The 24,893-nt window shown below is 39.9% G+C and carries 22 protein-coding genes; 4 read left to right on the forward strand and 18 right to left on the reverse strand.

Translation table 11 applies throughout. The annotated features are described in order from the left end of the window. Nucleotides 1–97: 97 nt before the first annotated feature. The 9 genes from NST74_RS18690 to NST74_RS18730 all read right to left on the reverse strand — a co-directional run bounded on the left by NST74_RS18690 (nt 98) and on the right by NST74_RS18730 (nt 9,528). Nucleotides 98–805 (reverse strand): PIG-L deacetylase family protein, encoded by a 708-nt coding sequence (locus tag NST74_RS18690; protein ID WP_042129099.1) that lies wholly within the window; start codon nt 803–805, stop codon nt 98–100. Between the two features lie 2 nt (nt 806–807). After that, nucleotides 808–1,779 carry a GNAT family N-acetyltransferase gene (locus NST74_RS18695; protein WP_341113775.1) on the reverse strand — a complete coding sequence of 324 codons (972 nt, stop codon included), beginning with the start codon at nt 1,777–1,779 and terminating at the stop codon, nt 808–810. Continuing rightward, nucleotides 1,780–3,000 (reverse strand): anhydro-N-acetylmuramic acid kinase, encoded by a 1,221-nt coding sequence (locus NST74_RS18700; RefSeq protein WP_341113776.1) that lies wholly within the window; start codon nt 2,998–3,000, stop codon nt 1,780–1,782. Continuing rightward, nucleotides 3,000–3,860 carry a carbohydrate ABC transporter permease gene (locus NST74_RS18705; protein ID WP_042129105.1) on the reverse strand — a complete coding sequence of 287 codons (861 nt, stop codon included), beginning with the start codon at nt 3,858–3,860 and terminating at the stop codon, nt 3,000–3,002. The genes NST74_RS18700 and NST74_RS18705 overlap by 1 nt, the downstream gene beginning before the upstream one ends. 18 nt (nt 3,861–3,878) lie before the next feature. Then, a complete protein-coding gene (locus NST74_RS18710) occupies nt 3,879–4,781 on the reverse strand; it encodes a carbohydrate ABC transporter permease (RefSeq protein WP_042189608.1) in 903 nt (300 codons plus the stop codon). A 104-nt stretch (nt 4,782–4,885) separates the two neighbouring features. Then, entirely contained in the window at nt 4,886–6,340 is a 1,455-nt protein-coding gene (locus tag NST74_RS18715; protein WP_042129109.1) for an ABC transporter substrate-binding protein, read from the reverse strand. A 57-nt stretch (nt 6,341–6,397) separates the two neighbouring features. Then, nucleotides 6,398–7,303 carry an N-acetylmuramic acid 6-phosphate etherase gene (gene murQ, locus NST74_RS18720; protein WP_042129111.1) on the reverse strand — a complete coding sequence of 302 codons (906 nt, stop codon included), beginning with the start codon at nt 7,301–7,303 and terminating at the stop codon, nt 6,398–6,400. A gap of 574 nt (nt 7,304–7,877) precedes the next feature. Next, nucleotides 7,878–8,741 carry a MurR/RpiR family transcriptional regulator gene (locus tag NST74_RS18725; protein WP_341113777.1) on the reverse strand — a complete coding sequence of 288 codons (864 nt, stop codon included), beginning with the start codon at nt 8,739–8,741 and terminating at the stop codon, nt 7,878–7,880. 511 nt (nt 8,742–9,252) lie between these two features. Continuing rightward, a complete protein-coding gene (locus NST74_RS18730; protein ID WP_081954129.1) occupies nt 9,253–9,528 on the reverse strand; it encodes an MMPL family transporter in 276 nt (91 codons plus the stop codon). A gap of 223 nt (nt 9,529–9,751) precedes the next feature. Here NST74_RS18730 and NST74_RS18735 point away from each other — a divergent pair, with 223 nt between their 5' ends. Both NST74_RS18735 and NST74_RS18740 read left to right on the forward strand, forming a co-directional pair. After that, complete coding sequence (locus tag NST74_RS18735) at nt 9,752–10,453, forward strand: response regulator transcription factor (RefSeq protein ID WP_076121043.1); 702 nt, start codon at nt 9,752–9,754, stop codon at nt 10,451–10,453. A gap of 6 nt (nt 10,454–10,459) precedes the next feature. Next, complete coding sequence (locus NST74_RS18740) at nt 10,460–11,851, forward strand: sensor histidine kinase (protein WP_341113779.1); 1,392 nt, start codon at nt 10,460–10,462, stop codon at nt 11,849–11,851. A gap of 82 nt (nt 11,852–11,933) precedes the next feature. Here NST74_RS18740 and NST74_RS18745 read toward each other — a convergent pair whose 3' ends face one another. The 4 genes from NST74_RS18745 to NST74_RS18760 form a co-directional block, all read right to left on the reverse strand. Further along, nucleotides 11,934–12,287 (reverse strand): YxeA family protein, encoded by a 354-nt coding sequence (locus NST74_RS18745; protein WP_076121081.1) that lies wholly within the window; start codon nt 12,285–12,287, stop codon nt 11,934–11,936. 5 nt (nt 12,288–12,292) lie between these two features. Continuing rightward, on the reverse strand, nt 12,293–14,212 hold the full coding sequence (locus tag NST74_RS18750; RefSeq protein ID WP_341113781.1) for an ABC transporter permease: 1,920 nt from the start codon (nt 14,210–14,212) through the stop codon (nt 12,293–12,295). After that, nucleotides 14,199–14,966 carry an ABC transporter ATP-binding protein gene (locus tag NST74_RS18755; RefSeq protein WP_339287275.1) on the reverse strand — a complete coding sequence of 256 codons (768 nt, stop codon included), beginning with the start codon at nt 14,964–14,966 and terminating at the stop codon, nt 14,199–14,201. The genes NST74_RS18750 and NST74_RS18755 overlap by 14 nt, the downstream gene beginning before the upstream one ends. 249 nt (nt 14,967–15,215) lie before the next feature. Beyond that, nucleotides 15,216–16,364: a VanZ family protein gene (locus NST74_RS18760; protein ID WP_341113783.1), complete on the reverse strand. Its 1,149-nt coding sequence runs from the start codon at nt 16,362–16,364 to the stop codon at nt 15,216–15,218. 183 nt (nt 16,365–16,547) lie between these two features. Between NST74_RS18760 and NST74_RS18765 the strand changes: the two genes are divergently transcribed. Then, nucleotides 16,548–17,594 (forward strand): DUF418 domain-containing protein, encoded by a 1,047-nt coding sequence (locus NST74_RS18765; protein WP_341113785.1) that lies wholly within the window; start codon nt 16,548–16,550, stop codon nt 17,592–17,594. A 146-nt stretch (nt 17,595–17,740) separates the two neighbouring features. Here NST74_RS18765 and NST74_RS18770 read toward each other — a convergent pair whose 3' ends face one another. Beyond that, nucleotides 17,741–19,009 carry a hypothetical protein gene (locus tag NST74_RS18770; protein WP_341113787.1) on the reverse strand — a complete coding sequence of 423 codons (1,269 nt, stop codon included), beginning with the start codon at nt 19,007–19,009 and terminating at the stop codon, nt 17,741–17,743. Between the two features lie 249 nt (nt 19,010–19,258). Here NST74_RS18770 and NST74_RS18775 point away from each other — a divergent pair, with 249 nt between their 5' ends. After that, nucleotides 19,259–19,732, forward strand: coding sequence for a hypothetical protein (locus NST74_RS18775; protein ID WP_341113788.1), 474 nt, complete (start codon nt 19,259–19,261; stop codon nt 19,730–19,732). Nucleotides 19,733–19,896: 164 nt separating this feature from the next. On the opposite strand, the gene hcp is transcribed toward NST74_RS18775, so the two are convergent. The 4 genes from hcp to NST74_RS18795 all read right to left on the reverse strand — a co-directional run bounded on the left by hcp (nt 19,897) and on the right by NST74_RS18795 (nt 24,880). Next, nucleotides 19,897–21,189 carry a hydroxylamine reductase gene (hcp, locus tag NST74_RS18780; RefSeq protein WP_341113789.1) on the reverse strand — a complete coding sequence of 431 codons (1,293 nt, stop codon included), beginning with the start codon at nt 21,187–21,189 and terminating at the stop codon, nt 19,897–19,899. 94 nt (nt 21,190–21,283) lie between these two features. Next, a complete protein-coding gene (locus tag NST74_RS18785) occupies nt 21,284–22,690 on the reverse strand; it encodes an MFS transporter (protein ID WP_156114827.1) in 1,407 nt (468 codons plus the stop codon). Nucleotides 22,691–22,897: 207 nt separating this feature from the next. Further along, a complete protein-coding gene (locus tag NST74_RS18790; protein ID WP_052414648.1) occupies nt 22,898–23,356 on the reverse strand; it encodes an SHOCT domain-containing protein in 459 nt (152 codons plus the stop codon). A 417-nt stretch (nt 23,357–23,773) separates the two neighbouring features. Further along, entirely contained in the window at nt 23,774–24,880 is a 1,107-nt protein-coding gene (locus tag NST74_RS18795) for a GerAB/ArcD/ProY family transporter (protein ID WP_341113793.1), read from the reverse strand. Nucleotides 24,881–24,893: the final 13 nt, after the last annotated feature.

Here is a 24,893-nt window from a genome sequence, read left to right on the forward strand (position 1 = left end):
TGAAGCTGCCTCCTAGCTGCTTTTTTGCATAAATGGATAGAACAAGGGAATGTTTCCTGCTATACATAGAAACACTCCCTCTTAGCTAGTTGAATAGTTACCAAAGACTAGACTGCCTAACCTTCACCGTTTCAGCAGGCACCATAAATGCTTCTGCATATGTCTTTCTTGCTTCACAGCCGCGAACAACTGCTAGTGCTTTATAGTAATCCATGTATTTGAAAGATTTGCTATTAGTCACAAACCAATGCTTGCTTAAAGCATCTATCCATAGATCAAATGCCGCTTGATCGAAATCCACATATACGTAAGGGACATAATCAACCGCATCCTCCCAGTTTTCGGAGTAATATAATCTTGCTGCAAAGTGCGCGGGGAGCGCTCGTTCAAAGGATGATAGACTTGCGAAGAAACGGGCATCATTTACGATATGATGCGTTAGCGCATGGTCCTTATGCATACTGTTTTTCCAGTGTGTAATAATAATGTTAGGCTTCACGCGACGAATTACATCACAAACCTCCATACGAATTTCTTGATTGTCAGGCAACTCTCCGTCACAATAATCATCGAATACAATAGCTTCACCGCCTAGCATATCCGCAAAAACCTGTGCCTCTTTCACTTTTTGCTGACGATAATCCTTCATATCCTGTCCTGCCGGAACCCCTCGTTCACCCGCAGTTAACGCTAGTGTTACAATGCGATCTCCCTTTAAACTATGACTAGCGAGCACACCACCAGAAGCTAGCTCCACATCACCAACATGCGCTCCAATTGCTAATACTGTGAATTTTTCGCTCATCTTTAAAGTTCCCTCCGCAATATAGAAAATTGTTTTTCAATAGTAAAGCCCGCTTTTTGATAGATTCGAAGAGCCGGATTATTATTTCCAGTGAATAGAGAGATATATTGACAGCCCACATTTTGAAAAGCTTCAACCATTCTGAAAAATAATACACTGCCAAGGCCATGACCCTCATGCTCTGGGTGCACTCCGATACCGCAAAAAAATGCTCTTCCATCAGGCTGCGAAATAATTGGACCTGCAAAGCCCACAACCTCGTCGCCGTACACAGCTACTACAAGTGGTGCGCCACCCTTCACATAAGTAACAATATCCTTCTTCCACTGCGGATTTTGCAGGGCAGCAAGCGTTGCTTCAAGCCCTGTATGTAAATCAGGGACATAGGACGTAATGTAAAAGTCCTTGCTATTTGCATTGGTTTCCTTATCTAAAATATCTTCGGGAACTATAAAGCTTCCGAGTTTTAAATACATGCCGCATTGCGTCGCTCGATCTTCGTAGCCTCTAGCCATTAAAGCTTCATATAATGGCTGGTCCTTACTGATGCCCGGGGCATTATTATGCTCATGCTGAGGTGCACTTGGTATACTCCACTTCAGCTTAACAGGGTTGAAAAACAATACATCCGCTTGTCTTTTCCCAAGTTCTTGGAATCTTTTTTCTAAACGCAATAGAAAAGCATCGTAAAGCTCCAGAGAAGCCACATGGGTATCTATAATAACACTCGTAATATAACCGGCCACATCTCCAAGAGGGAGATCGTCACCGCAGCAGCCAGCTGCAAAACCAACAATCCCTTTTTCGTCACAGCCTACCCATATACAGTCAGCGTCAAAATAAGGATGGTCGATGAATGTATCTTGAAACTCTCGCTCTGTAAATGGCTTATAATCATATTTTGTAGCCTCACGATTCCAAAGCTCTACAACTGCAGAGTGATCTTCAATTGAAAAGGTTCTGATTTGCATCATTTAAGCCTCCTGTGAACGTCCAATATAGGGCCAGGAAATTTTGCCCATTACTACTGGCTGTGAAGCTCCAGTTACTAGCGGGATATTGTTGGGTAAGCGCTCCATCGTGTAATACGCTAGCAGAGCAAAAGCAATTGCTTCCTTAGCATCACTATTACCACCGATATCCTCCTGCGTCAGCACCTGCACGTTATGCGGTGCAAATAAGTGCTGTAAATCACGCAAAAGCGTCTTGTTATAGCTTCCACCGCCGCCAATTAACAATTGCTCGGCCTGATGCTGTGGTGCAATATACCGTTCATAGCTATCGACGATGCTCCAGGCAGTTAAAAACGTAGCTGTCGCAACAACATCTTCTGCTTTCCAGTGATTAACATTCATCAATTCAATGATTTGTGCCACGTATTGTTGGCCAAACCGTTCTCTGCCTGTCGATTTTGGTAACGGCATCGTATAATATTTATCCTGCTGCATCCATTTCAATAGCTCATCAATCACTTGACCGCCCGCACCAATTTCGCCATCAACATCTATTGTCATTGGTGCAAATAATTGCGATACAAGGCCATCGATAATCATATTTCCAGGACCCGTATCAAAAGCAAATACCTCATCCGGTGAGGCATTTACAGGCAAAACAGTCACATTGCCTATTCCGCCAATATTTTGCATCAGAAGTGTTTTCTCTGGATTGTTAAACAATAAGTATTCGGTAAATGGTACTAACGGAGCTCCTTGTCCACCCATTGCCATGTCAGCAACTCGAAAGTCTGATATGCAAGGAATTCCTGTTCGATTCGCTATAACTGCACCATCCCCTATCTGAACGGTACAATGCAGATTATAGCCGCCCATAACCTTCTCTTCCGGAGCATGGTATATCGTTTGACCATGCGATCCTACTGCGATTATTTGCGAAGGCGAAAGGCCACATTTCCCTATAACGGATAATGTGGCTTGGGCGTATAATTCGCCAAGCCACATATTCATTGCGCCAACCTTATCAATCGTAGCGCTAGCGGGATCAAAAAGCTCAAATATGGAGTTTCTAACTTGCACCTCAAAAGGTGTGTTTTCAAAAGCCAGTAATTCAATCTCTACTCCATGCTCTTTTTCGGCTGATGGAAAAAGCTTAACTACTGCTGCATCAATACCATCTACTGATGTACCGGACATCAAGCCAACTAAGTATGTTGCATCAACTTTTGATTGTTTGTCCATTAACCTTTCACCGCTCCAACTGTTACCCCTTCAAGGAAGTATTTTTGTAAACTGAAGAACAGAATAAACATTGGCACTGCTGAAATGGTTGCCCCCGCCATCATCGGTGCAAAGTAAGTTGTATTCGCAAAGCGAAAGTTTTTCAAGCCAACCTGAATGGTTTGCATATCCATTGTATTCGTTACTAGGAAAGGCCAGAAAAAGTCATTCCATGCCGCCATGAACGTTAGGATTGCTAGTACTGCCATAATTGTTTTAGATAAAGGCATAATGATATACCAGAAGATTTTAGGCTGGGAACAACCTTCGATTTTAGCAGATTCAATAATTTCAACTGGAATGGAGGACATGAACTGCTTAACCAAGAAGATGTTGTATACCGTTACTATGCTCGGCATAATCAATGCCGTGTACGTATTTTGTAATTCAAAAATATTTACGATCAAAATATATAGTGGAACCTGTGTGACTTGAACAGGAATCATCATAGATCCCAGCAAAATAGCGAACAAAATGTTTTTTCCTTTAAATTTCATTTTTGCAAAAGCATATCCAGCGAGTGTAGCAAAGAATACGTTAGATACCGTAATACACGCTGCCACTATAAAGGAGTTCAATAACCAGTCCCATGTATGTGGGCTGAAGTTAAAGAAGAATTTATAGGAATCAAATGAAATCTTCGATGGTAAGATAGAATAGCTCATTGCACCAGCTTCTACCGGATCACCGAACGAGGAGATGACCATAAAGTATATCGGGAATATGGTAGCTGCGGCAAATAGGATAAGGAACGTAATGTTTGCGCCATTACGTATGAACAGATACCCTTTGCTTCTTAAGCTGTTGTTGTACAAACCCATAGTATTCTGCTCCTTTTCCTAGTATTCTACATCTTTACCTAAAAACTTGAATTGAAGGAATGATATAAATCCGATAATCGCTGCTAGTACTAATGATTGTGCCGCTGCCTCACCAAACTCAAAATATGTGAACGCATTGTTAAAGATTAACAAACCTACCATTGTTGTTGCATGGTCTGGTCCACCGCCTGTCATAAGATAAGCGTTTTGGAATACTTGGAAGGAACCGATAACACCAGTAACAAGTAGGAATAGCGTTGTTGGCTTAAGGAAAGGGACAACGATAAACCAAAGCTTTTGCAGGAAGGACGCACCATCAATTTCAGCTGCTTCATAATAGCTGTTATCAATAGCGAGTAATGCGGCTATATAAATAATAATTGCTGTACCATGACTTGATAACCATGACATTAACACAAGTGAGAACATTGCAGTTGCACTGGAACCAAGCCAGTTTTGATTTTCAATACCTAAAAAACTCACGAGCTTATTGGCAATACCTGATTTTAACGGATCGAAGATCCACAGCCACACTACAGAAAGCGCTACACCAGATGCTACGGCTGGCAAGTAATATAGTGCTTTAAAGATCGTTTGTGTTTTTTTCTTGAAAGGAATAATCAAAATTGAAATTAAAAATGATAGAAGAATATTAAATGGAACAGTTAATAGCGTATATACTAACGTGTTTTTCAGCGCTTTCCAGAAAAGTTCATCTGAAAACGAGTTAACGAAGTTATCCATGCCGACAAAAGTGGATCCTAATGGACCATATTTTTGTAAGCTGATAATAAAAGCATTGATGACTGGATATGCGGTAAATAAAGAAAACGCAATAAGTGCTACTGCGATAAACGCGTATCCCCAACCTGAGTCACTTTCGAGTTTCAATTTTTTTCTTTTAGTCAACGTTTGATTCATTGGGTCGCACCTCTCTTCTAAAAACAGTACAAGCTCTAGCTAATTTAGAAGGAAAGCTGTACGTTCTAGCTACGCACAGCTTTCACATGTCAGCCTACGACAGACTAGTCAACTACAATACCATCTTTACCGAAAGATTTAATTGCAGCTGCTTTAACTGCATCATACATTTCTTGTGGAGCAATCTCATTTGCAAGTAAGGCTTGTAGTTTAGGAATAATAACTTCTGTTTCAATTTTTAATGCTTCAGCAGCCAGATCAGTAGGAATATCTGTACGAGCCGGAAGCGCTTTTGCCATCATAGCTTTACCTGCAGCAACGTTATCTTCGTTACGAGGGAATTTTTCAAGTACTTCTGCATTACGTGCAGATTCAGTAATTGGTGATAAGAACAGCTCATTACTGTAGTTAGCAGCAATTGAACCAGAAGACAAGAAATTCGTTGCTAGGGCAATATTTTTGATGTGCTCTTCAGATGGAGCTTTTTTACCACGAAGTGCGATATAACCATCAACGATTGAAGTAGGGACATAATCGGCACCGTTGAATGTTGGGACTGGGAGTGAAATATAATCAACTTCAATAGAATCTGCAACAGCTGAACCATCGTTCGCTTTAATCTTCTCATTGTTTAGACGAGCAGAGTTTTCAAATGCAGATAATCCTTTACCTGTGATCATCGTTTGACCCGTTAGGAACATGTTCCACCGTTTACCAGCATCGATAGAGCTTAGCTCTTTAGGCATAGAACCATCGTTGATCATTTCGCGAATAGATGTAAGTAGCCCCAAGAAGTTTTTGCTTGTATACGTATATTTAAGATCTTTATCGAAGTAATCTGGTAAACCTGCAGTTTTAGCAAGAATAGCCAGATAGTCTTTAGATGCTACACCAGATGTTGCGAACACGAAACCATAACGAGTAGTTTCACCTTTATCATTTTTCACTACACCTTTAGAAATTGCATTACGAAACTCTTCATAAGTCCAACCGTTTTGTTGAACGCTTTTCCAATCAATTCCGGCTTCTTCAAGGAATTGTTTGTTACCACCGATAGTGTGGATTTCCATATATGCTGGTAGACCGTATTGAGCGTCACCTAGTTGGAAATATTTCAATGGAACTTCGTCATAATCTGCCTTGGCTTCATCAGAAAGGGCACCGTTAAGGTCGATTAATACATTAAGTGCTGCATATTTCGAAATTCCTGAAGCACCGATAAAAGCAATATCTGGAGGAGAACCTGCATTTACTTGAGTATCAAGTTTTTGCGTCATATCTTCCCAGCTCGCTGGCTCGATTTTCAAAGTCAAGTTAGGATGTAGTGTATTAAATTCTTTTTCCATATCAGCAAAACGTGTTTGATAGTTCGCTGATATCGGAGGTAAAAGTGCTGTAATCGTATCCTTTTTAGGCTCAGAACCACCGTTACTAGTTCCTGTGTTACCGGAATCTGTAGAAGCTGGAGCGTTATTTCCGTTTCCTCCGCAAGCCGATAATAGTGATACCATCATGATTCCTGACAAAAACAGAGTTAATCCACGTGATCTTTTTTTCATCGAAAACAGCCTCCTCAATTATTAATAGCATCCATCCTGTTATTCCACTTTTCACACCTAAACCAATGATGCGATTGCCTGTTTCAAGCGTCCTCCGTTTGTGTTAAGTACTTGTTCTGCTTCTTTTGCATCTAACCCCGATTTAATCATCATAATTGCCAGCTTACAGTTCATAGATGCTTTTTCAAGTGTTTCTGCGGCGGTTGATGTATCTACACCAGTCGTGTTCATGATGATACGAATCGAGCGATCTACGAGCTTAAAATTACTAGCCTTCAGATCAACCATCAAGTTGTTGTACGTTTTTCCTAACTTGACCATTGTGCATGTTGTCAGCATATTAAGCACCAACTTCTGAGCAGTTCCTGCCTTTAATCGAGTCGAACCGCTAATGACCTCAGGTCCTACAACAGGTGTTATACAAACATCTACAATGGGTTCGAACTTTGAGCCTCTGTTGTTACAAACACCGATAGTGGCTGCTCCAAGTTCCTTTGCTTTCGCTAAAGCTGCAATAACGTAGTTTGCACTACCGCTTGCCGAAATCCCAATAAGTACATCTTTGTTTGTTACACCAATGCTTTCGATTAATGCGATCCCTTCATCCATATCGTCTTCACAGCCTTCAACCGCAGTACGCAAAGCAATATCACCACCAGCAATATAGCCCTGCACCAAGGAAGGATCTGTACCAAAGGTAGGAGGACATTCGGAAGCATCCAGAACACCTAATCTTCCTGATGAGCCAGCTCCTATGTAAAACATTCTTCCACCATTAGACAACCTATGATGTAGAATATCTACCGCCTTTGCAATCTGCGGAATCTCCTCAGCTATAGCTCTGGGGACCAGTGCATCTTGTTGATTCATTAACTGGATCATTTCTTCCGTAGTACATTCATCAATCATTAATGTGTCTGGATTCACAGCCTCTGTTGTCAATCCCGCAAGGTAGTCATTCATAGCCATCCTCCTTCTTCCTAGCCTTAATCTGTCATGAAATTAACAATACGCGTTAGATTAACTTACAATTATTATGTTCTTATACTAATACAACACCATCGCTTCGTCAATAGATTTTGAAATATAATTTCATAAAGAAATTATATTCTGATGTTTTATTTCATTCCTTACACACTATGTTATACCACATTTATAAAGCGCTTACAAGATACAATTTAAATTTTTACAAATTGCTTTGATCGCTATGGCTCTAAGGTTAAAGCGATTTAAAAAAAATGTATTATTTGCTGATTATCGCTCCAAACGAAACATAAAGTTACATCATCCGTGTTCAACCGGATGATGTTTCATCTTCAATTCCATTCATTTTCTTCCTCATAATTGTGTGCCAAGCTATTAATTATTGAATTAAACTACTTATTATATTCATTAGATCAACGTATTCATCATGTAGATAATCTGACATGGATTGATAAGTAGTACATTTTAGTACACGAATAAGTGAATGAAATACAAAAAAAAGAAAGCATTGATCCATGATCAATGCTTTCCTCCACATTCATTCTATCAGAACCTAATTTCTAAGTTTTTTCTTTAATATATTATGCGTTTTTGTTAAGTAGGTTTTTACTTCTTCATATTCTGCACTTGCCACACCAGCAAATAATATGTCGATGATCGTAAGCATCGCAATACGCGAGCCCATAGCCCCACTGCGGATTGTTATTTCAGGTGTGGATATGCTCAGTACAATATCCGCCCGCTCCGCAAGCTCACTTTTATTGTACTTCGTAATCGCAATACATTTCGCTCTATTCTTTTGGGCAATTTCCAGTGCATCAATAATATCACTAGTTGCTCCAGAGTTAGAAATGAAAATGGCAACATCATCTTTCTCAAGTAAAGTTGCTGCCGTGAGCTGACTATGACCATCTGTATAGGCATGACACATCTTATTAATTCGCGAGAACTTCTGTTCCCCATCCATACAAACGAGTCCCGAAGCACCTATTCCAAAGAAAACAATTCGCTTACTATAACATAGTAATTCTACAGCTCTTGTAATTTCTTTTCGATCAATAACACTAAGCGTATCCTCAATGGACTTGCAATTATTCAATGAAATATTTGATATAATTGTCGAGAGATCATCACCTGGCTGAATATCTGTATATTGAGCCTTTGAATCCTCATCACGAGAACCCAAAGATGCCGATATACTCACAATAAAATTGCGGTATCCGCTGTAACCCATCGTCTTACAGAAACGAAGGACAGATGCATCGCTTGTCTTACTCGATTGAGCCAATTCCTTAATCGACAAATGAGGGATCTCTTCCGTATTTTCTAAAATGTAATCTCCGACCAATCGTTCAACTGGTGTAAAACTCTCTCGCATATCACGAATTTTAATTAATACGTTGTCATTTAGACTCATAATCTACCTACTCTAGATTTAATTAACACCTTTAATATTATCATAAACAATATAAACAACCTATTTCAATAACAAAATACGTTTTGGCATATCAAAAGCTAGTATTAATTAATCTATTAAAATCATCCTACTCTTAGGTCATCTGGTGACTTTACGTTGATTATAGCGTAATAAAGTTGTAAGGTATAGTCGATAATTACATACTTTCTGATATGGTGAAACTAGCGACCACAAAGGTCCCCTAAGATTCTTTCTATTGTTCTCAGCATACGTAATACGCATGTATTTTTAAATTTTACTGCCTTCTAAATATAACTCGATTTGTCAACTACATTCTTTGATGTAGCACCATAAAGGCAGTAGACAATACTACGCCAACCATATAACGCGATGCCACTCCATTCTTGATCCAACATCCCCTTCAAGCTCGTTATACCGCATCATCGGGAATATGCTGTAATCAACGCCTAGGGCTGCAACCATAATGAAGCTGAAAATGGAACGATCCAACTCAAGATTTCACTGATTCCAAAAGAAGTAAGTACACTAGCACCAAGAAAGCAATAATGAACAGAGAACTGGACACAGAGCGCGTAATGACTATTAGCACAATTATGATTCCGACCAGCATAATCACAGCTGTACGTACAAAGTCATCCTGTGAAATATTCTGCAAATCAACATTGGTTGCTGTTGTTCCTGTTAAGTCTGCTTGCACTCCTGGCAAGTCGCTGCCATTTAACGTAAGCTCTACTTGCTTGTCCTTGTTTAGATTCATACTTATCATTTATTTCCAATAAACTCACATGGATACCAAAATAGGATCTCCCTATCGTCAGAAGTGATATTACTGGAATAACCGGAGAGCGGAATATAATCATTCACCGAATATTGCTTTGCTATGTTCGTCTAAGTAATACCCATCTTCATGCAAGCCTTTCTTTTGCTTTTTTGCGAAAGAATTAAAGTACTTTATAATGTAGATAATGTTGTGTGATGGAGGGAAACAAATGGCAAGTCATAAATGGGTATTAATCATAGACGATGAAGATGATTTAGCGCGTCTGATGAAGGCAGTTTTACATAAAGAAGGTATTCCGGACGTTGTAACTGCCGGTACAGTTGCAGAGGGATGGGACAAGTTTCAGGAGTATAATCCTGAACTGATCTTGCTAGATATTATGCTGCCAGATGGAGAAGGCTATGACTTATGCAGAAAAATTCGGGAAACATCAAATGCACCGATCTTATTTATGTCTGCAAAGGACGAGGAAATTAACAAGCTTTTAGGGCTGGCGATAGGTGGCGATGATTATATTACTAAACCATTCAGTCCAAAAGAAGTCGCTTATCGGGTAAAGGCACAACTAAGAAGAGCTGGCTTTACAGAGGAAAAAAAGGCTCCGAAGAGCTTGCAGGTTGGCCCCTTTGAGCTTAGTGCCAATGAGACAGAATTAAAAAAGGATGGCGAACTCCTTGTGCTTACCGCCAAAGAAGTCGGTTTAATGAGCTGTTTCATGCATCATCCGAATCAGATCATAAGTAAAGAGACCTTGTTTGAACAGGTATGGGGTGAAGATTTTTTTGGTTCCGATAATACAGTGATGGTACATATTCGGCGCTTACGCGAAAAAATTGAGGTAGACCCTTCAAAGCCTGCCTTTATATTAACGGTTAAAGGGTTAGGTTATAAATTACATACCAAGGGGTGAGACAAGTTGAAATGGAAATTAACACTCCGATTTTTAAGATCGGTTATGACTATTGTTGTAATCGTTGGTATCGTAAACGCTATTTTGTTCCTTTCCCTCTTCTTTATACAGCTAAAGAATAATAATTTCGGTACTGAAGAAGCGTCTGCAGAAACCTTTAGCCGGACCTTTTCACAATATGTAGAACTACAATCTGGCAAACCTGTTGTAAACGAAGAAGGCCTCAAAAAACTACAAGAAATGAGCGCCTGGGTACAATTTCTGAATGAACATGGGGAGCAAGTATCAGCATTTAATACCCCTGAAGAGTTGCAAACAGAGTATTCCCCGATTGAGATTGTACAAATGTATAAATATAAAGAATTAGATGCTAGCACGACGGTTTTTGTCAGCGAAGCCCAAAATTCCAGTTACTTTTTAGGGATTCAAAATCCTAAAATAGGCCGGTACGTAATGACCTATGACTACGCTAAAATTTTCAAAGATGTTAATGTTTTTCTTTCCATTTTTTTAATCGTGGATGTGCTTATTGTAATTATCATTGGATTTCTATTTGGGAAAAAGTTAACTGCACCCCTTCATACCTTAATAGATGGTATTCAACAGCTCAGGGAACGACGGTTTAAGAAAATGCCTGCTCCCAAAGGCGTTTATGAAGATGTTTTTCGTAATATGAATGAACTATCTGAAAAGCTTGATCGGCATGAAGAGGAACGTAAACACCTCGACCAAATGCGTGAGGAATGGATTAGCAATGTTTCGCATGACATGAAAACACCACTGGCTTCTATTCAAGGTTATGCAGAATTTATAAACGACAGTGCCACAGATTTAACAGCCCAAGAATTACAGGAATACACAGCAATTATCAAGAGTAAATCGATGTATATGAAAGATTTGTTAGATGACCTCAATTTAACGACGCGTTTGCGTAATCACCAGCTATCCCTGCAATTTGAAGAGGTGAATCTCGTTCAGTTTCTACGAGAAATAACAATTGAACTTTTAAATGACCCAACCTTTGGTGAAAGGCAGATCGAATTTGAGGCAGATGAGGTTAAAGCCGTACATAAAGTGGATAAAAAATTACTAAAACGTGCAATCCTTAACTTTATTTACAATGCGCTGGTGCACAACGATGAAAATGTCGTGGTGAAGATTCGAGTGGAGACCATTAATCCGCATACCCAAATTACAATTTCTGATAATGGCCAGGGTATTCCAGCTAAAGATCTGGAACAGGTTTTCGAACGCTACTATCGGGGTACAAACACAACAAGCAAGCATGGAACTGGGTTAGGAATGGCCATCGCAAGAGACATTATTTGGGCTCATGAGGGGAAACTCGATTTGACAAGCGTTGAAAATACCGGAACCACCATTACTATTCTTTTATAATATAATTACCTTACTTACTCATTAGACAGAGAAAAGGGCTGTGCTCCATTTACTTTTTTGGAGACAGCCCTTCTTCAATTTATTAGTTTTTTATTGCTTTTAGCGGAATATCCTCTAATTTCACTTCATCATATGAGGAGACTTGATCGCCTTTTTTTACATACATTTTCAAGTAGGCGCCTTTACGAAGGTTTTTCTGTGCATTAAATTCCAGTGGAATGGTATTACCTTTAGCATTTGTAGCCTCTAGTGTATAAGAATAAGAGGTCATGACTGAACCATCGCTCAGTTTATATTCATGGGGTTCCCCATCCTCTGTGATTTGTAAGTAGTAATTTTCGGCATTGAAGCGATTGAAATCAATCTTCGCTATAGCAAAGACCCCTACAACTCCAATAACAAACAAAATACCAATAGTAATTAGAAATTTTTTCATCTCAATCATCCTTCTGTTCTATTATTTAGTGTAATAATACGATTGTAAGAGGCTACGGTTAAGAAATAATACAACCCGTAAATTACGGTATAAGCAATCATCCAGAGCAACACAGGTTTTGCTAAATCTATCATCATTAGACTAGAAAATGCTTTTAAAGCCACTACACTATGCAACAACCCTACTATAAGCGGTACAACAAAGATAACGAATACCTGTGACGCAATGGATTTTCGCATTTCTTTTGCACTGACACCCATTTTATGCAGCATATTGTACTGTGATTTATCCTCTTCTGCCTCTGTTAAAACCTTAAAATAAATGATACTGCCTGTAGCAGCCAGAAATACTAGACCAAGGAAACTTCCGATAAACAGTAGAGAACCCACACCTTCCAAACTTGTTTGGTAATCTTGTGGACCACTTGAAAATATCGCTTCTTCAGGTAATTGGTTTGCAATTTTTTTAGATAAATCCACAGACGCATCATCTACCCCAAGAACACGATAGTGCAGCACTTCCCCATCATTATGCAACACTTTATACTGGTCCTCCGAGACTACCACGGTTATACCTGCTGTGCCTGCATTCAATACGCTTTGCGTTTTAAAGCTTTGGAATGTGAGAGGATGGCCGTTGCCTGTTGTTATCGTTTTCCCTGTATATATTGGTGAGAACCTTTTGTCATATCCGATATCTAAAATAACCGCGTAGCCGTCCTTTACATCTAATTTTTCTTTATGCTGTACACTTGCTAATTGGTTGTATGTTTTTTCATCGATAACTGTATATTCTCTTTTATCAGTGCTATCGAACGTTGATGGCGAGTTTAACTCTTTCGTATGAAATGTAATGGATAGTGCTTCAATATTTTTATCGTATTTTGTATCTGGTAACACAGCACTCACTTGTTTATCCATTTCTGCATCTGTTGATTGATACATAAAGGTATTCGGATTAATTGTTTTCGCCGAGTCATTCGTATTGTAATAAAGGCCATACACCGCTCCACCGGCAGTTACTGTCGTAGCACTTAACACAGCAATCACAGTTAATGTACGTGCATTTCCACGGATACGATAAAGCAATTGCGAAATGGTAATTACATGAAGGCCTTTCCACAGCCACTTTTCATTCTTCTTAATCATTGCTAACACAAAGCCAGTCACACTATGGAACAATAAAAATGTACCCATAATAACCGTTGTTAAAATAATTAATACAGTCATGAGAAATCCGATTTTTTCCCATATCTTAGAAGTGAAAAGGTCCTGCATCGCGAGCCAATAGCCCAAGACAATGAGCAACACTCCAAGAACAGCTACTATCATAGATGGTTTAGGTGCCACTTCTCCCTTTTTGGAAGCATGAAATAAATCAATCAGCTTAAATTGATAGATCAAGCGATAGCCCTGAAACGATGTCACTAAGAAAATAACTAGAAATACGATAGCCGTGTTCATCGCTGCCGACGCTGAAAATGTAAAGGGTGCTACAACGTCATAACCCATTAAATGAATCAAAATCGTCATAAATCCTTTTGAACATAGGAACCCAAGTACAATTCCTACTACTAAAGAGAATAATCCTAACAATAAATTTTCGAAAAAGAGCATAAAACCTATTTGTCGATTACGTACCCCTAGCAACGCATACAGTGCGACTTCTTTTTTACGTTTTTTCATAAAAAACGAATTGGAATAAGCTATAAATATGAATACGAAAAAGATAAGAATGACTGCCGCTCCACTCATTAGTGAACCAAGTTTTTGGGATGAAGCTGTCTGTTCTGCTATCGTATCGCTATATTTTAAGGTCACAAATGTAAAGTAAATGATGATACTAAACACCATCGATGCAATGTATAAGAAATATTGAGAGAAGTTTCGTGCTATATTTTTTCTTGCTAGACTAAATAACGTCATCAACCTCACCCCCAATGGCCGCATGAACATCTAAGATCTCTTGGAAGAAGGCTTTGCGTGTCTGATCACGACGATAGATTTCTGTTGAGAATGAACCATCCTTGATGAAAATAATCCGGCGGCAGAAGCTTGCGGCAAAGGCATCATGGGTCACCATCATAATGGTCGAATTATTATTTTCATTTAAAGAACTTAAGCTTTCCAATAAATCTGTTGCTGATTTGGAGTCAAGGGCACCAGTTGGTTCATCAGCCAATATCAGCGCAGGCTCTGTCACAAGCGCTCTAGCCGCAGCGGTTCTTTGCTTTTGACCACCAGAGATTTGGTACGGATATTTGGTCAGTAAATCTTCAATACCAAATACTTTGGAGATCTGAGTCACGAGGTGATTGATTTTCTTCGCTGGAATTTTAGCAATCGCCAGAGGAAGCAATATGTTCTCCTTTACAGTTAAGGAATCGAGTAAATTGTAATCTTGGAAGATGAAGCCGAGATTTTCACGTCGGAAGTCTGACAAAGCTGCTTCCTTCATATCATGAATACTCTTGTTCTTCATATAAATTTTCCCTTCAGTTGGAGAATCAATGGTTGCTAACAAATTTAGCAAGGTTGATTTTCCAGCGCCGGAAGGTCCCATAATCCCTACAAACTCACCTGCTTGAATATCAAAAGACACGTTTTCTAACGCTGTGTAAGCAGCACTTAACTTCCCGTACACTTTTTTTATGTTTTCTACTTTTAATAATGGTTCCATACATTTCACCTCATAATTTGCTGATACTTTTACTATAGGCTGCGAACCTTACAGCAAATTCATGCCAACCTTACAACAAGCTTAAATCTACCAAGAAGAAACGAGTTGTCTTCCTTTAAAGAAGACAATGTTTCTCGAAGAAATATAAGGATAATTTATAACATGGAACATATAAATTCTTATATTTAAAAAAGGGATGCCCTGTAGCCATTTAAGACTACGGAGTATCCCTTTGCTATTGAAAAGAACTCATTTTCTTCTGGTTGTATACAAATCAGAAGCTTCATCAAAGTAAAAGCGGCGTTTTTGTTCGCCAAACACGACTAAGATCACATGGATGAACAACACGATCGTTAAAATGATAGAGGTCAATCCAGCACCTAGTGTTAAGAATATAGATGCCTTATAAAATGGTGAGTCCATTGATAGCTTCACGTTATTCAAGGTTTTCGCAATGACCGTTATGAAGTACATCGCGTAAATCGCACCAAAGCGTTTAAATAATCGCTTGTTAGTTTCCCCTCGACTTATATTACTGTCATAGCGATAACGCATTATTTTCGTACCGATTGTCGATCCGTTCCAAATCCATGGAATAATAAAGAAGGTTACAAAAAGCGTAATTGTACTCGCAATAAATTCACTAACCATATTAACGTTGGTCATACTCAGCACAACTTTAACTACCATGTTGCTGATCAATAGATCAATAATAACTGCCAACAACACAGACATCCCTCTTACTTCATCAAGAGCTAATAATCTTTCTGCTTTCTCATTAATTTTCTTTTTTGATGGGAATAACGCTAATACAGCTGGAGCAATAAAGAAGCCCAGCACCCCGCCGGCAGTATTCAACAATAAATCATCCACATCAAAAATGCGATAAGGGCAATTATAAATCCCATAAATGCCGGTTACCTGTGTTACCTCATAAAATAATGTTAATAAGAACGTGATTGCTAGCGCTTTTTTCCAGTATTTCTTCTCTTGAAAAAAATATCGCAAATAAACACCAAAAGGTAATAATAGCAAGAAATTAAAAAATGCTTGATAGAATGAAGGTTGGCTAAATAACAGTCTATAAGTTGAAGGCTGTGATAACACGATACCACTATTCCCAAAGGTGCTCACAATAAATTGAAATGGCATAAGTGAATAATGCTGTGTACCCGGTTTTTGAAGAGAACAAGTGTTGCGTACCTCTGGCAACGGTAACAATACTAAAAATAACGCTGCTAGAAAGTAAAAGATAAACGAAAATGAAATTAAAGTAGTAGAAAATGGCAGGTAATTGTATTTTCTATACGTATAAATGAGCCATGGAATAAATAAAGCAAATGCTAAAACAACAAAAAAGATTCCAGCCACAAAGATTGGCTGAGTATATGCTGACATTTCTAGTTCACACCCCAAAATGATTTAGTATTTATATTAACCATATAACGGATTCTAATTCAACTGGAAATGGAACATTTTATCATATTTAAGGATTCTGTAATGTTGGCATCAAATTAATGTAAGGTTCGCAACTTATACTGACTCCTAGATAATTAAATTTTTTTCAAAGGAGAACCATTCATGAATCCCTCCATTTCACAAAAAGAAAGAATTATTTCACTCGATATCATTCGCGGGCTTGCTCTTTTTGGCATACTGCTTATAAATGTCGGGGCCTTTAAAGTTATTATTGAAGGAGATCCCTTACCAGACTATAGCGGCATTAATGGAATCATCAATAGTTTGATAATCATCTTCGTACAGAAAAAGTTCTTTTCTATTTTTTCATTCCTGTTTGGAGTAGGTCTATTCATCTTCGCCTCAAGAGCCGAAAGCCGGGGAGATAAACCAAGATGGCGTACGGCTAGACGATTACTAACCCTCTTACTGCTGGGAATCGTGCATGTGTTTATCTTTTGGGGAACCATTCTACCCGTATACGCCATTATCGGATTGTTTCTGATCCCTTTTTATCACACAACGGTTTCTACACTTAAAAAGTGGCTTATTAGTGTGACATCCATATACATCATTTCCTTGACGGTAAAAATATTTTCACCATCGCTAGGGACAATCTCATCTATCCTTGATATTTTTTCTAATGACGCTATGCTAATCTTTATTATGTTTTTAGCTGGTTTTTTAACTGCAAAGTCAGGTTGGCTAACACATATACAGGAATTATCAAAACCAATTAGATGGATTCAAATGGCATCATTTCTTGTGTTCGTTGGTTTCTCATTATGGATTTGGAACGCTACTCAAAGCGGGAGCAGCAATGTGGATTCAGTTACGGGCTTAGGATCACTTCCAACCACTTTGTTTTACTTAACAACATTATTTCTACTATTAGAAAACAAACAAATGGTGAAATTCCTGACGCCTATATCCCGGGTGGGTCAAATGGCATTTACAAATTATGTAGCTCAAAGCATTATTGGGACGGCAATCATTTCGATTATAGGTCTCGAAGTCGTTTCACCAAAAGATATTCTCTACATCGCAGTTCTGATTTATATGATTCAAATCATTTTTAGCACCATCTGGTTCAAGTTCTTTTCCATGGGACCTTTAGAAAAGGTCTGGCGCTTGATAACCTATGGAACAAGGCATGGAGCAAAAAGATAAAAACAAAGCTTCATAGGGTTGGAGAATTGTTTAAGTCTTATACCTCTGAGTATAAAAAGCAAAAAAAAGAGTCTGAGTGATACGGATATCTCCCTTATCACTTAGACTCTTTATCTAATCATATAGCTATAAGATAGCTTTCACTATCATTCCAAACTACCCAACTCCACCACATCTCCGTTAGTGGCCTTCACGGCATAATTACAATCCAGCTTCCCGCACAGCACATACTTTTTCTGCCCAGGATCATACACATAGACAGGGGATAATTCGAGCCATTCTTTGAGCTTGGTATAGGCTTCGTTATGACTTACAGCAATCTCACCTTCGCTCTGGAACTCATCAAACGTATCGAGCAGAGGCTTGTTATCCATATAATTTATAACCTTATAAAGGTTCGCATCGATGAACAGGAGGAGCTTACGCTGAAATATACGATTACTTGGTGTATTCATCCTCAATGTCGCTTGAATATGTCCTCTTTCCCGATGTAACGTCTTCAGTATCCATTGTCCGGATTCATCCGGATAGAGCTGGCTTAGACCAGCTTCGACTCCGGCTATGCACTTGAATAATTCTGCATCTGTGATAGGAAATGAGTCTGGATGCGGTTCACGAGCTATTGCCTGTTCGATTGTAACCACTTCTTGCAGACGTATCTCCGTCCTTACAAACGGTTCCGTATTCGCTTGCTCCCAATGAATTACTTGATCTATATTCAGTTGTGCTCTCGTGCCTGAAATAATCTCAAATGGGATGGTGGATGTTCCATCATTTGTAATGTAGATTTCTTCAATCCCATAGATCGGCAGGAATTGCTTCATCTCGTAAACCGGATATTCTATAAGTTGTAGCTGTTTTTTGGCTTGTGGCTCTACCGCTTGAAGCGTGAGTGAATAGTTCTCTTTTTGCACAAGGGATCTAGAAGGAAACTGGACATATACACTGTAAAAAATAAGCCTCCCCTCTGCATCAAAGCGGAGCTCCATCCGCCCACCGGGGGAGACCGGCACGCCGTCTATAGATTCGGCAAAATGATATTCACCTACCTGTTCCTTTATTAGGTGGAATCCTTTACCGTACACGATCCCCGCCTCGGCTTCCATCCACTGGATAACGCCGTTTAAATCAATATTTTGAAATGGTGCCCCATTCGCATATGATTTCCCACCCACAAAAATCACACTTTTATAGTTGCGGGATTGCAGGTCTATAGTGATGACAGCCGTTCCTTCCGGATTGTAATCCTCCTTCCACTCTGTAATATGTGAAGGAAACCATTCCATACTAAGCAAATAGTCGGTCTTTCCCAGTATCGAAACTTCGCGATAAAGTTCATGTGTATGTAAGTAGTAGTTGTCCAATCCGTACGTTTCCTGTGCAGCATTAACTAGTTCTTTAATTCGGATATCCATATCAGTGTCCCCCGCAAAATTGATGCCTCCATCATAACATTTCTGTTACATATTCCACGAGCTTATGCTATGGACTTTGCTGGTGTTCAGAAAATGATCAGTAGCATGGGGTTTAATAATGTTTAAGGGCTTCAGACCCTCTAAAGGAGGAATAGGATGACTCCAATTAGGCTGCATCCTCTAACTACTCCTTCATCAGAATACTAGAAGTGTTATAGTGACCATATTTTTTATTGGGGGTAAATCATCATGAATGACATCATCAAAGGAAACGGGGAATTAATACAATTCTTCCCGCTTCCACCGCATCTTTATAGTAAGGATATAGCTTGTCTTGTAGCTGTGGCTTATGTTGAAGAACAGGGAGCAAATTTAACGGGCCTCATAAATGCTCTATACGCCAAGGGATATACAAACCTGGATCATTTACTAAATTCCACATGGAAAGAACTATACCAGGTTCGGGGGTTGGGCTACAATAGACTGAAGCTTCTGCTTCGTTTACTAGAACGAATTTCTGCAGATCCCAAGACCATAGAAAACTACAACATCGTCCCTCGTGTTACAATCCACAGTAAAAAGGAAATGAAAGAATTAACTTTAAAAAAGATTATTAAGAAGTATAACGAAACATCAGTGGAGTTATTGACTAAAGCTGCCGAAAAAGAAGCTCGTTTAAAGAAAATTAAAGATAGACTCCGTGAAATGGGGATGATCCTTTAACAAAACCCCGCCAGTATAAACTGACGGGGATCTTTTTATCTAAAAATACACAATTCATATCTATAGAAAATAACCCTATATAAGCGACAGACACAAGAAAAGCCCAAGCTTTATCCTCAGCTTGAGCTTAGTCTTGCAATATTAAATGTAATGCCCTTATTACCTTACGACAAAGCCAACATCGCGTTCATATCTTCCTCGGCAGTGGTAATTAGCTTCAATCCAAAAAGCTCTACTAGCACATCTAGCACACCATCCGAGATGAACTCCGGCGGCTTCGGCCCGATGCGAATGTCTTGAATGCCTAGGCTGAATAAGCCCAGCAGAATGGCTACCGCTTTTTGCTCGAACCATGACAGCACTATGCTTACAGGCAGCTCGTTCACCGTACAATCAAATGCTTCAGCCAGAGCTAAGGCAATCTTCACCGCAGAACCGGAATTATTGCATTGTCCAAGGTCAATGTAACGCGGAATGCCCGTATCTCCAACGGTTCCATAATCCACATCATTAAAGCGGAATTTCCCGCAGGAAGTGGTTAAAATGACGGTATCGTTTGGTAAGGAAGTCGCCAACTCGCGGTAGTAATTCCCACCTTTACCTGGCGCGTCACAGCCTGCAATAACGAAGAACCGGCGGATATGCCCGTCTTTAACAGCCTGAATGATCTCTGGTGCCAACCCGATTACTGTTTCGTGATGGTATCCTGTCGTGAGTACCAAGTCTGATTCTACATCAGCCGCAGGTAATGACAACGCACGATTAATCAGAGGAGAGAAATCGTCATTCGTGATTTTTGCAACACCTTCCAGCCCCGCCACCTCATATGAGAAAAAGCGGTCTGCATACGTGCCTTTAATCGGCATCACGCAGTTTGTAGTTGCAAGAATCGCACCGGGAAACTGCTCGAAAAGTCTGCGTTGATCGTACCATGCTTTGCCGATATTGCCTTTCAGATGCTTATACTTCTTAAGCGCCGGATAACCATGGGCAGGTAACATTTCCGAGTGAGTATAGATGTTGATGCCCATTCCTTCCGTCTGCCGCAGCAATTCCTCCAGTGCATACAAATTATGCCCTGTCACCACAATACATTGACCTTCTATTTTGTTCTGGCTGACTGTAATGGGTTGTGGAATCCCAAAGCGATCCGTATGCGCACGATCTAATAGATCCATGACGCGAACCGCCGCATCCCCGACCTTCATCGCCATCTCCAAATGCTCCTGCGTATTAAAGTTAGAATTGGTCAAGGTCATATACAAAGCTTCGTGGGTAATACGGTCCACCTCGGGATCACTATATCCTAGCTGCCGAGCATGTGTCGCATAGGCTGCAATTCCTTTTAGAGCAAAAATCATCGTATCCTGCAAACTCGCGATGGTTTCATTTTTGCCGCATACTCCCACAACGGTGCAACCGCCAGTTGGTGTCTGTTCACATTGGTAACAAAACATATCGTTATCCTCCATATCGAGATAATCTTTCGTTACTCACAACGTAACAGAACACCAAACCTTGAGTTGTGATTACACACACATTTTTTTTATATCAAAGAGATTTTAATGTCCGTCTATTAATAACAATCATCAATATAATAACGCCTATACAAATAACAATATTAATCCCAAAAACCATTTTGAACGCCTGAATCGAATTCCTCTGCCCTATCTCCCCGCTCACCATCCCTAGCCCTAGCCCAAGCGCTGAGCCAAAGACCATACCCGCATTTCGTGTTAAGGCAATTAATCCTCCAATTGAACCTACGTGTTCCCTGGGCGTCTGCTTCATAATATAACTATTATTCGGTGAAGCAATAAGCCCCATCCCGAGTCCAATAAGACATAGAATCGCAGCGATTCCATACACCGGTATATTCTCCAAAAATATTAGCAACAGGATGAACCCGCTTCCCATGCAGCTCAGCCCCATTAACATCAGCCGACGAGAACCATAACGATCGGACCAGTAACCGGCAAGAGGACCTGAAAATGCTAATGCAATGGGATAAGCTGCCATAATGTAGCCTGTCTTAGATGAAGTGAATCCAGCCGCTGTTCCCATTAAATAAAATGGAATAAGGACGAGCACGGTATTAGAAAGGATAAAAGAGGCACAGCTAACGATCAAGCCACCCGCTACAGCAGGAATTTTCAACGCCCGAAGAGGTAGAAAAGGTGTCTTTTGCCTCCGTTCCCATAATAGATACGTAATCAACAGCAGGAAAAATCCCATCAAACTAGCCATCGTCCGCGTGGACACCCAACCCCATTTGCTCCCATTTGTAATAACGAGAAGTAGCAAGGTAAACCACGCCATGAACAAGCCCGCGCCCGCGATACTTACAGTTCCCGACTTGCGCTCATGCACACGGCTCGGAATGTACCGATAGGCCATAACTGTAGCCACAATTGCCACAGGAACATGGATCAAAAATAGCCATTGCCAACTGAGCCACTCCGCAATCAGACCTCCTGCAATAGGGCTGGTCATCCCGCCCAGTGCGACAGCAGTACTTAGAATTCCGAGTGCCCGTCCCCTCTGTTCTTTCGGCATATGAACGCTGATAAGCGCAATATTCGTTGCTTGAAACATCGCAGCTCCTATCCCCTGCACAACTCTAAGTACAAGTAATATTGGCAGATTAGGTGAAAAAGCGACCATGATCGAACCAACCGTAAAAATCACATATCCGAGATTGTGAATACGGCGAAAACCATAACGATCACCCAATTTCCCCATCACAGGGAGAAGCGCAGTAATCACAAGTAGATACCCCGTTGTGATCCATAATCCTTTTGCAAGCTCAGTTTGAAAATGACTTATAAAAAAAGGAAGCGATACATTCATAATTCCGGCAGTAAAATGAGAAATAAAAGCCCCCATACAAATAGCCGCCATCATACCCAACCGCTGCCTGCGCGTACCTGTTAGCTCTGTATTTTTTGCAATACTCATGCTGATCCCGCCCCCACTCATCATTGTCTAAGAATTACTAACAATTATAAGTAGATCCCTTACAAGGACAATCCCATAAAGATGGGATAGAGAGGGGGCCTGTTATCTTATTAGTTCTAAAAAGACAATGAAGCCGCTTATTCTCCGTAATTGGAGAACAAGCGGCTTCGTATTTCGGATCATGCATTGAATGAAAAAAAGTCCATTTTATAATCCAAGGATTTGCTTTTTCTTGGCTTCAAATTCTTCTGGAGTTATGATACCAGAATCCTTAAGTTCTGCTAGCTGTCTCAAATCATCGATCGACCCAACAGGAGCTGGAGGATTAGGACGATTGTGTTTTTCTGATTTATATACTGCTATGTAATCACGAATTTTTTCGGCGATTTTCATTTTTCCCGGTTGAATAAGAACAACGTTAGCACTCGCTCCTTTTAAATTATCCTTTTTCGATGTTTGAAGGTTGGCTGTAATTACTTGTAAATAAGGAACTTTTAAAAAGGGCTTAACTATGCTGATCGTAATGACAGAATCCAACGGAATCGTTTGAGTCTGTCCTCCCAATTTTTGAACATTACTAGGCTTAATTACTAGGTAATCCTCGTATAGTTCAAGAGATGATGTACCGCCGCTGATCTCGTGTATCATATTATCCACCTCATTCATAAGATACCCCTATCTTATCATATATTTACAGATTTCTTCTATATTTATCCTCTACTTCATAATAAAATCAAAAGAATGAAAATGCCGCAAAATAAATTCCATAGATTTCAGTCACTCAATCCCGCTGAATAAATTCCTAAATCAGGGAGAAGATAAAAGCTTGTGTTTTGTTTTGGAATGTCGTAGGAATTGTCATCGAGATTGGTCACTTTTATTGGATCCCACATGAAAAAGTATAAGAATCAACAGTTCTGATCCAATTTTTAGTCACAGTCATATATTATTTCTGCTTCAGCTTACCCTTTTCGCAATTCGAAAAGCAGCTATTTCGCCTTCTTCGGTATGCTGTAACGCGATGGCTCCAATGGGTTGGATAAGCCAGCCCTTCTATACGCTTCAAAAGAGAAAGCAAGCTTCTCAATGTGCAGATTTCAGCTTCTTCTTCTCTTGAAACCAGCCCATCACTAGAAGTATTAGTGGAATGATAAACAGCATCGGAATCTGGACATAGAACCGGACGACACGTAATCCTGTATAGATAAATTCTACATAGTTTCCTGCCATCGCAATGGAACAAATAAACATAACCATAGTCACGGGGATCATTAATTTGCGATAAGAGGGAATACCGAACAATGTTGCCGCACCGATTAGCGTCGCATATAAATAAATGCCGATCCGGAAAAAACCACCGACAATAGCCGTGACGAGAAACAATACATCCAATCGTTCTAGTAAAGCTCTTCCCTCAATCAACTCCGAGGTGGTCAGCAATGGGTATTGTGTTCTTGTAAATAGATCCGCACCGAGGACAGACACATTTAGCATCGTAACAAACGCGATAAAAGATCCGCTGATCAATAATCCTGTAATCACTGTTTTCTTCACTTGTTGCGGTTTATTCACATAGGGAAACAACATCAAGAACACTATAATCTCTCCAAAAGGAAATACAACGGTGCTTGGAATCGATTGCCTCAGTACGGTTAACCATCCCTCTTCAAGTACAGGTCTTAAATTTTGAAGATTTACATTCCCAGACGTAAGAATCGAAGTTAGACCGGTTACAGTAACAAGAAGTAACACAGAAAAAAAGAGCTCCGCTGTCCTCGACAACACCTCAATACCTTTTCCAATGACATACATAACCGAAAGTAACATCAAAGCAATAATAACGAGAAAGGGAGTCTGTGTAAAAACAAAGGATACAGCCATTGAGGCGAATTCACGGACTACAAAACTCCCATTAAACAAGAAATAGACGACATATAACAAGGCGACGATACGACCCACAACGGGCCCTAATATTTTTTTCGCATATTCCGTGAGCGGAAGATCCGGATAAAATAAAGACAAGCGATGATAGATTAGAAATAAACAAATTCCCCCGAGCATACCGAGAATTGCGGTGATCCATGCATCTTGCTTGGCTTCCGAACCAAATCCGGAGATAATCGCGCTCACGATTTCAAACATCAACACAAGGATAAGCAATTGACGGGGACTGATCTTTGCTTTTTCCAATGTCACTCCTTCT

Origin of the sequence: Paenibacillus sp. FSL F4-0125, from assembly GCF_038008565.1 — a bacterium.
Taxonomy (GTDB): Bacteria; Bacillota; Bacilli; order Paenibacillales; family Paenibacillaceae; genus Paenibacillus_AQ.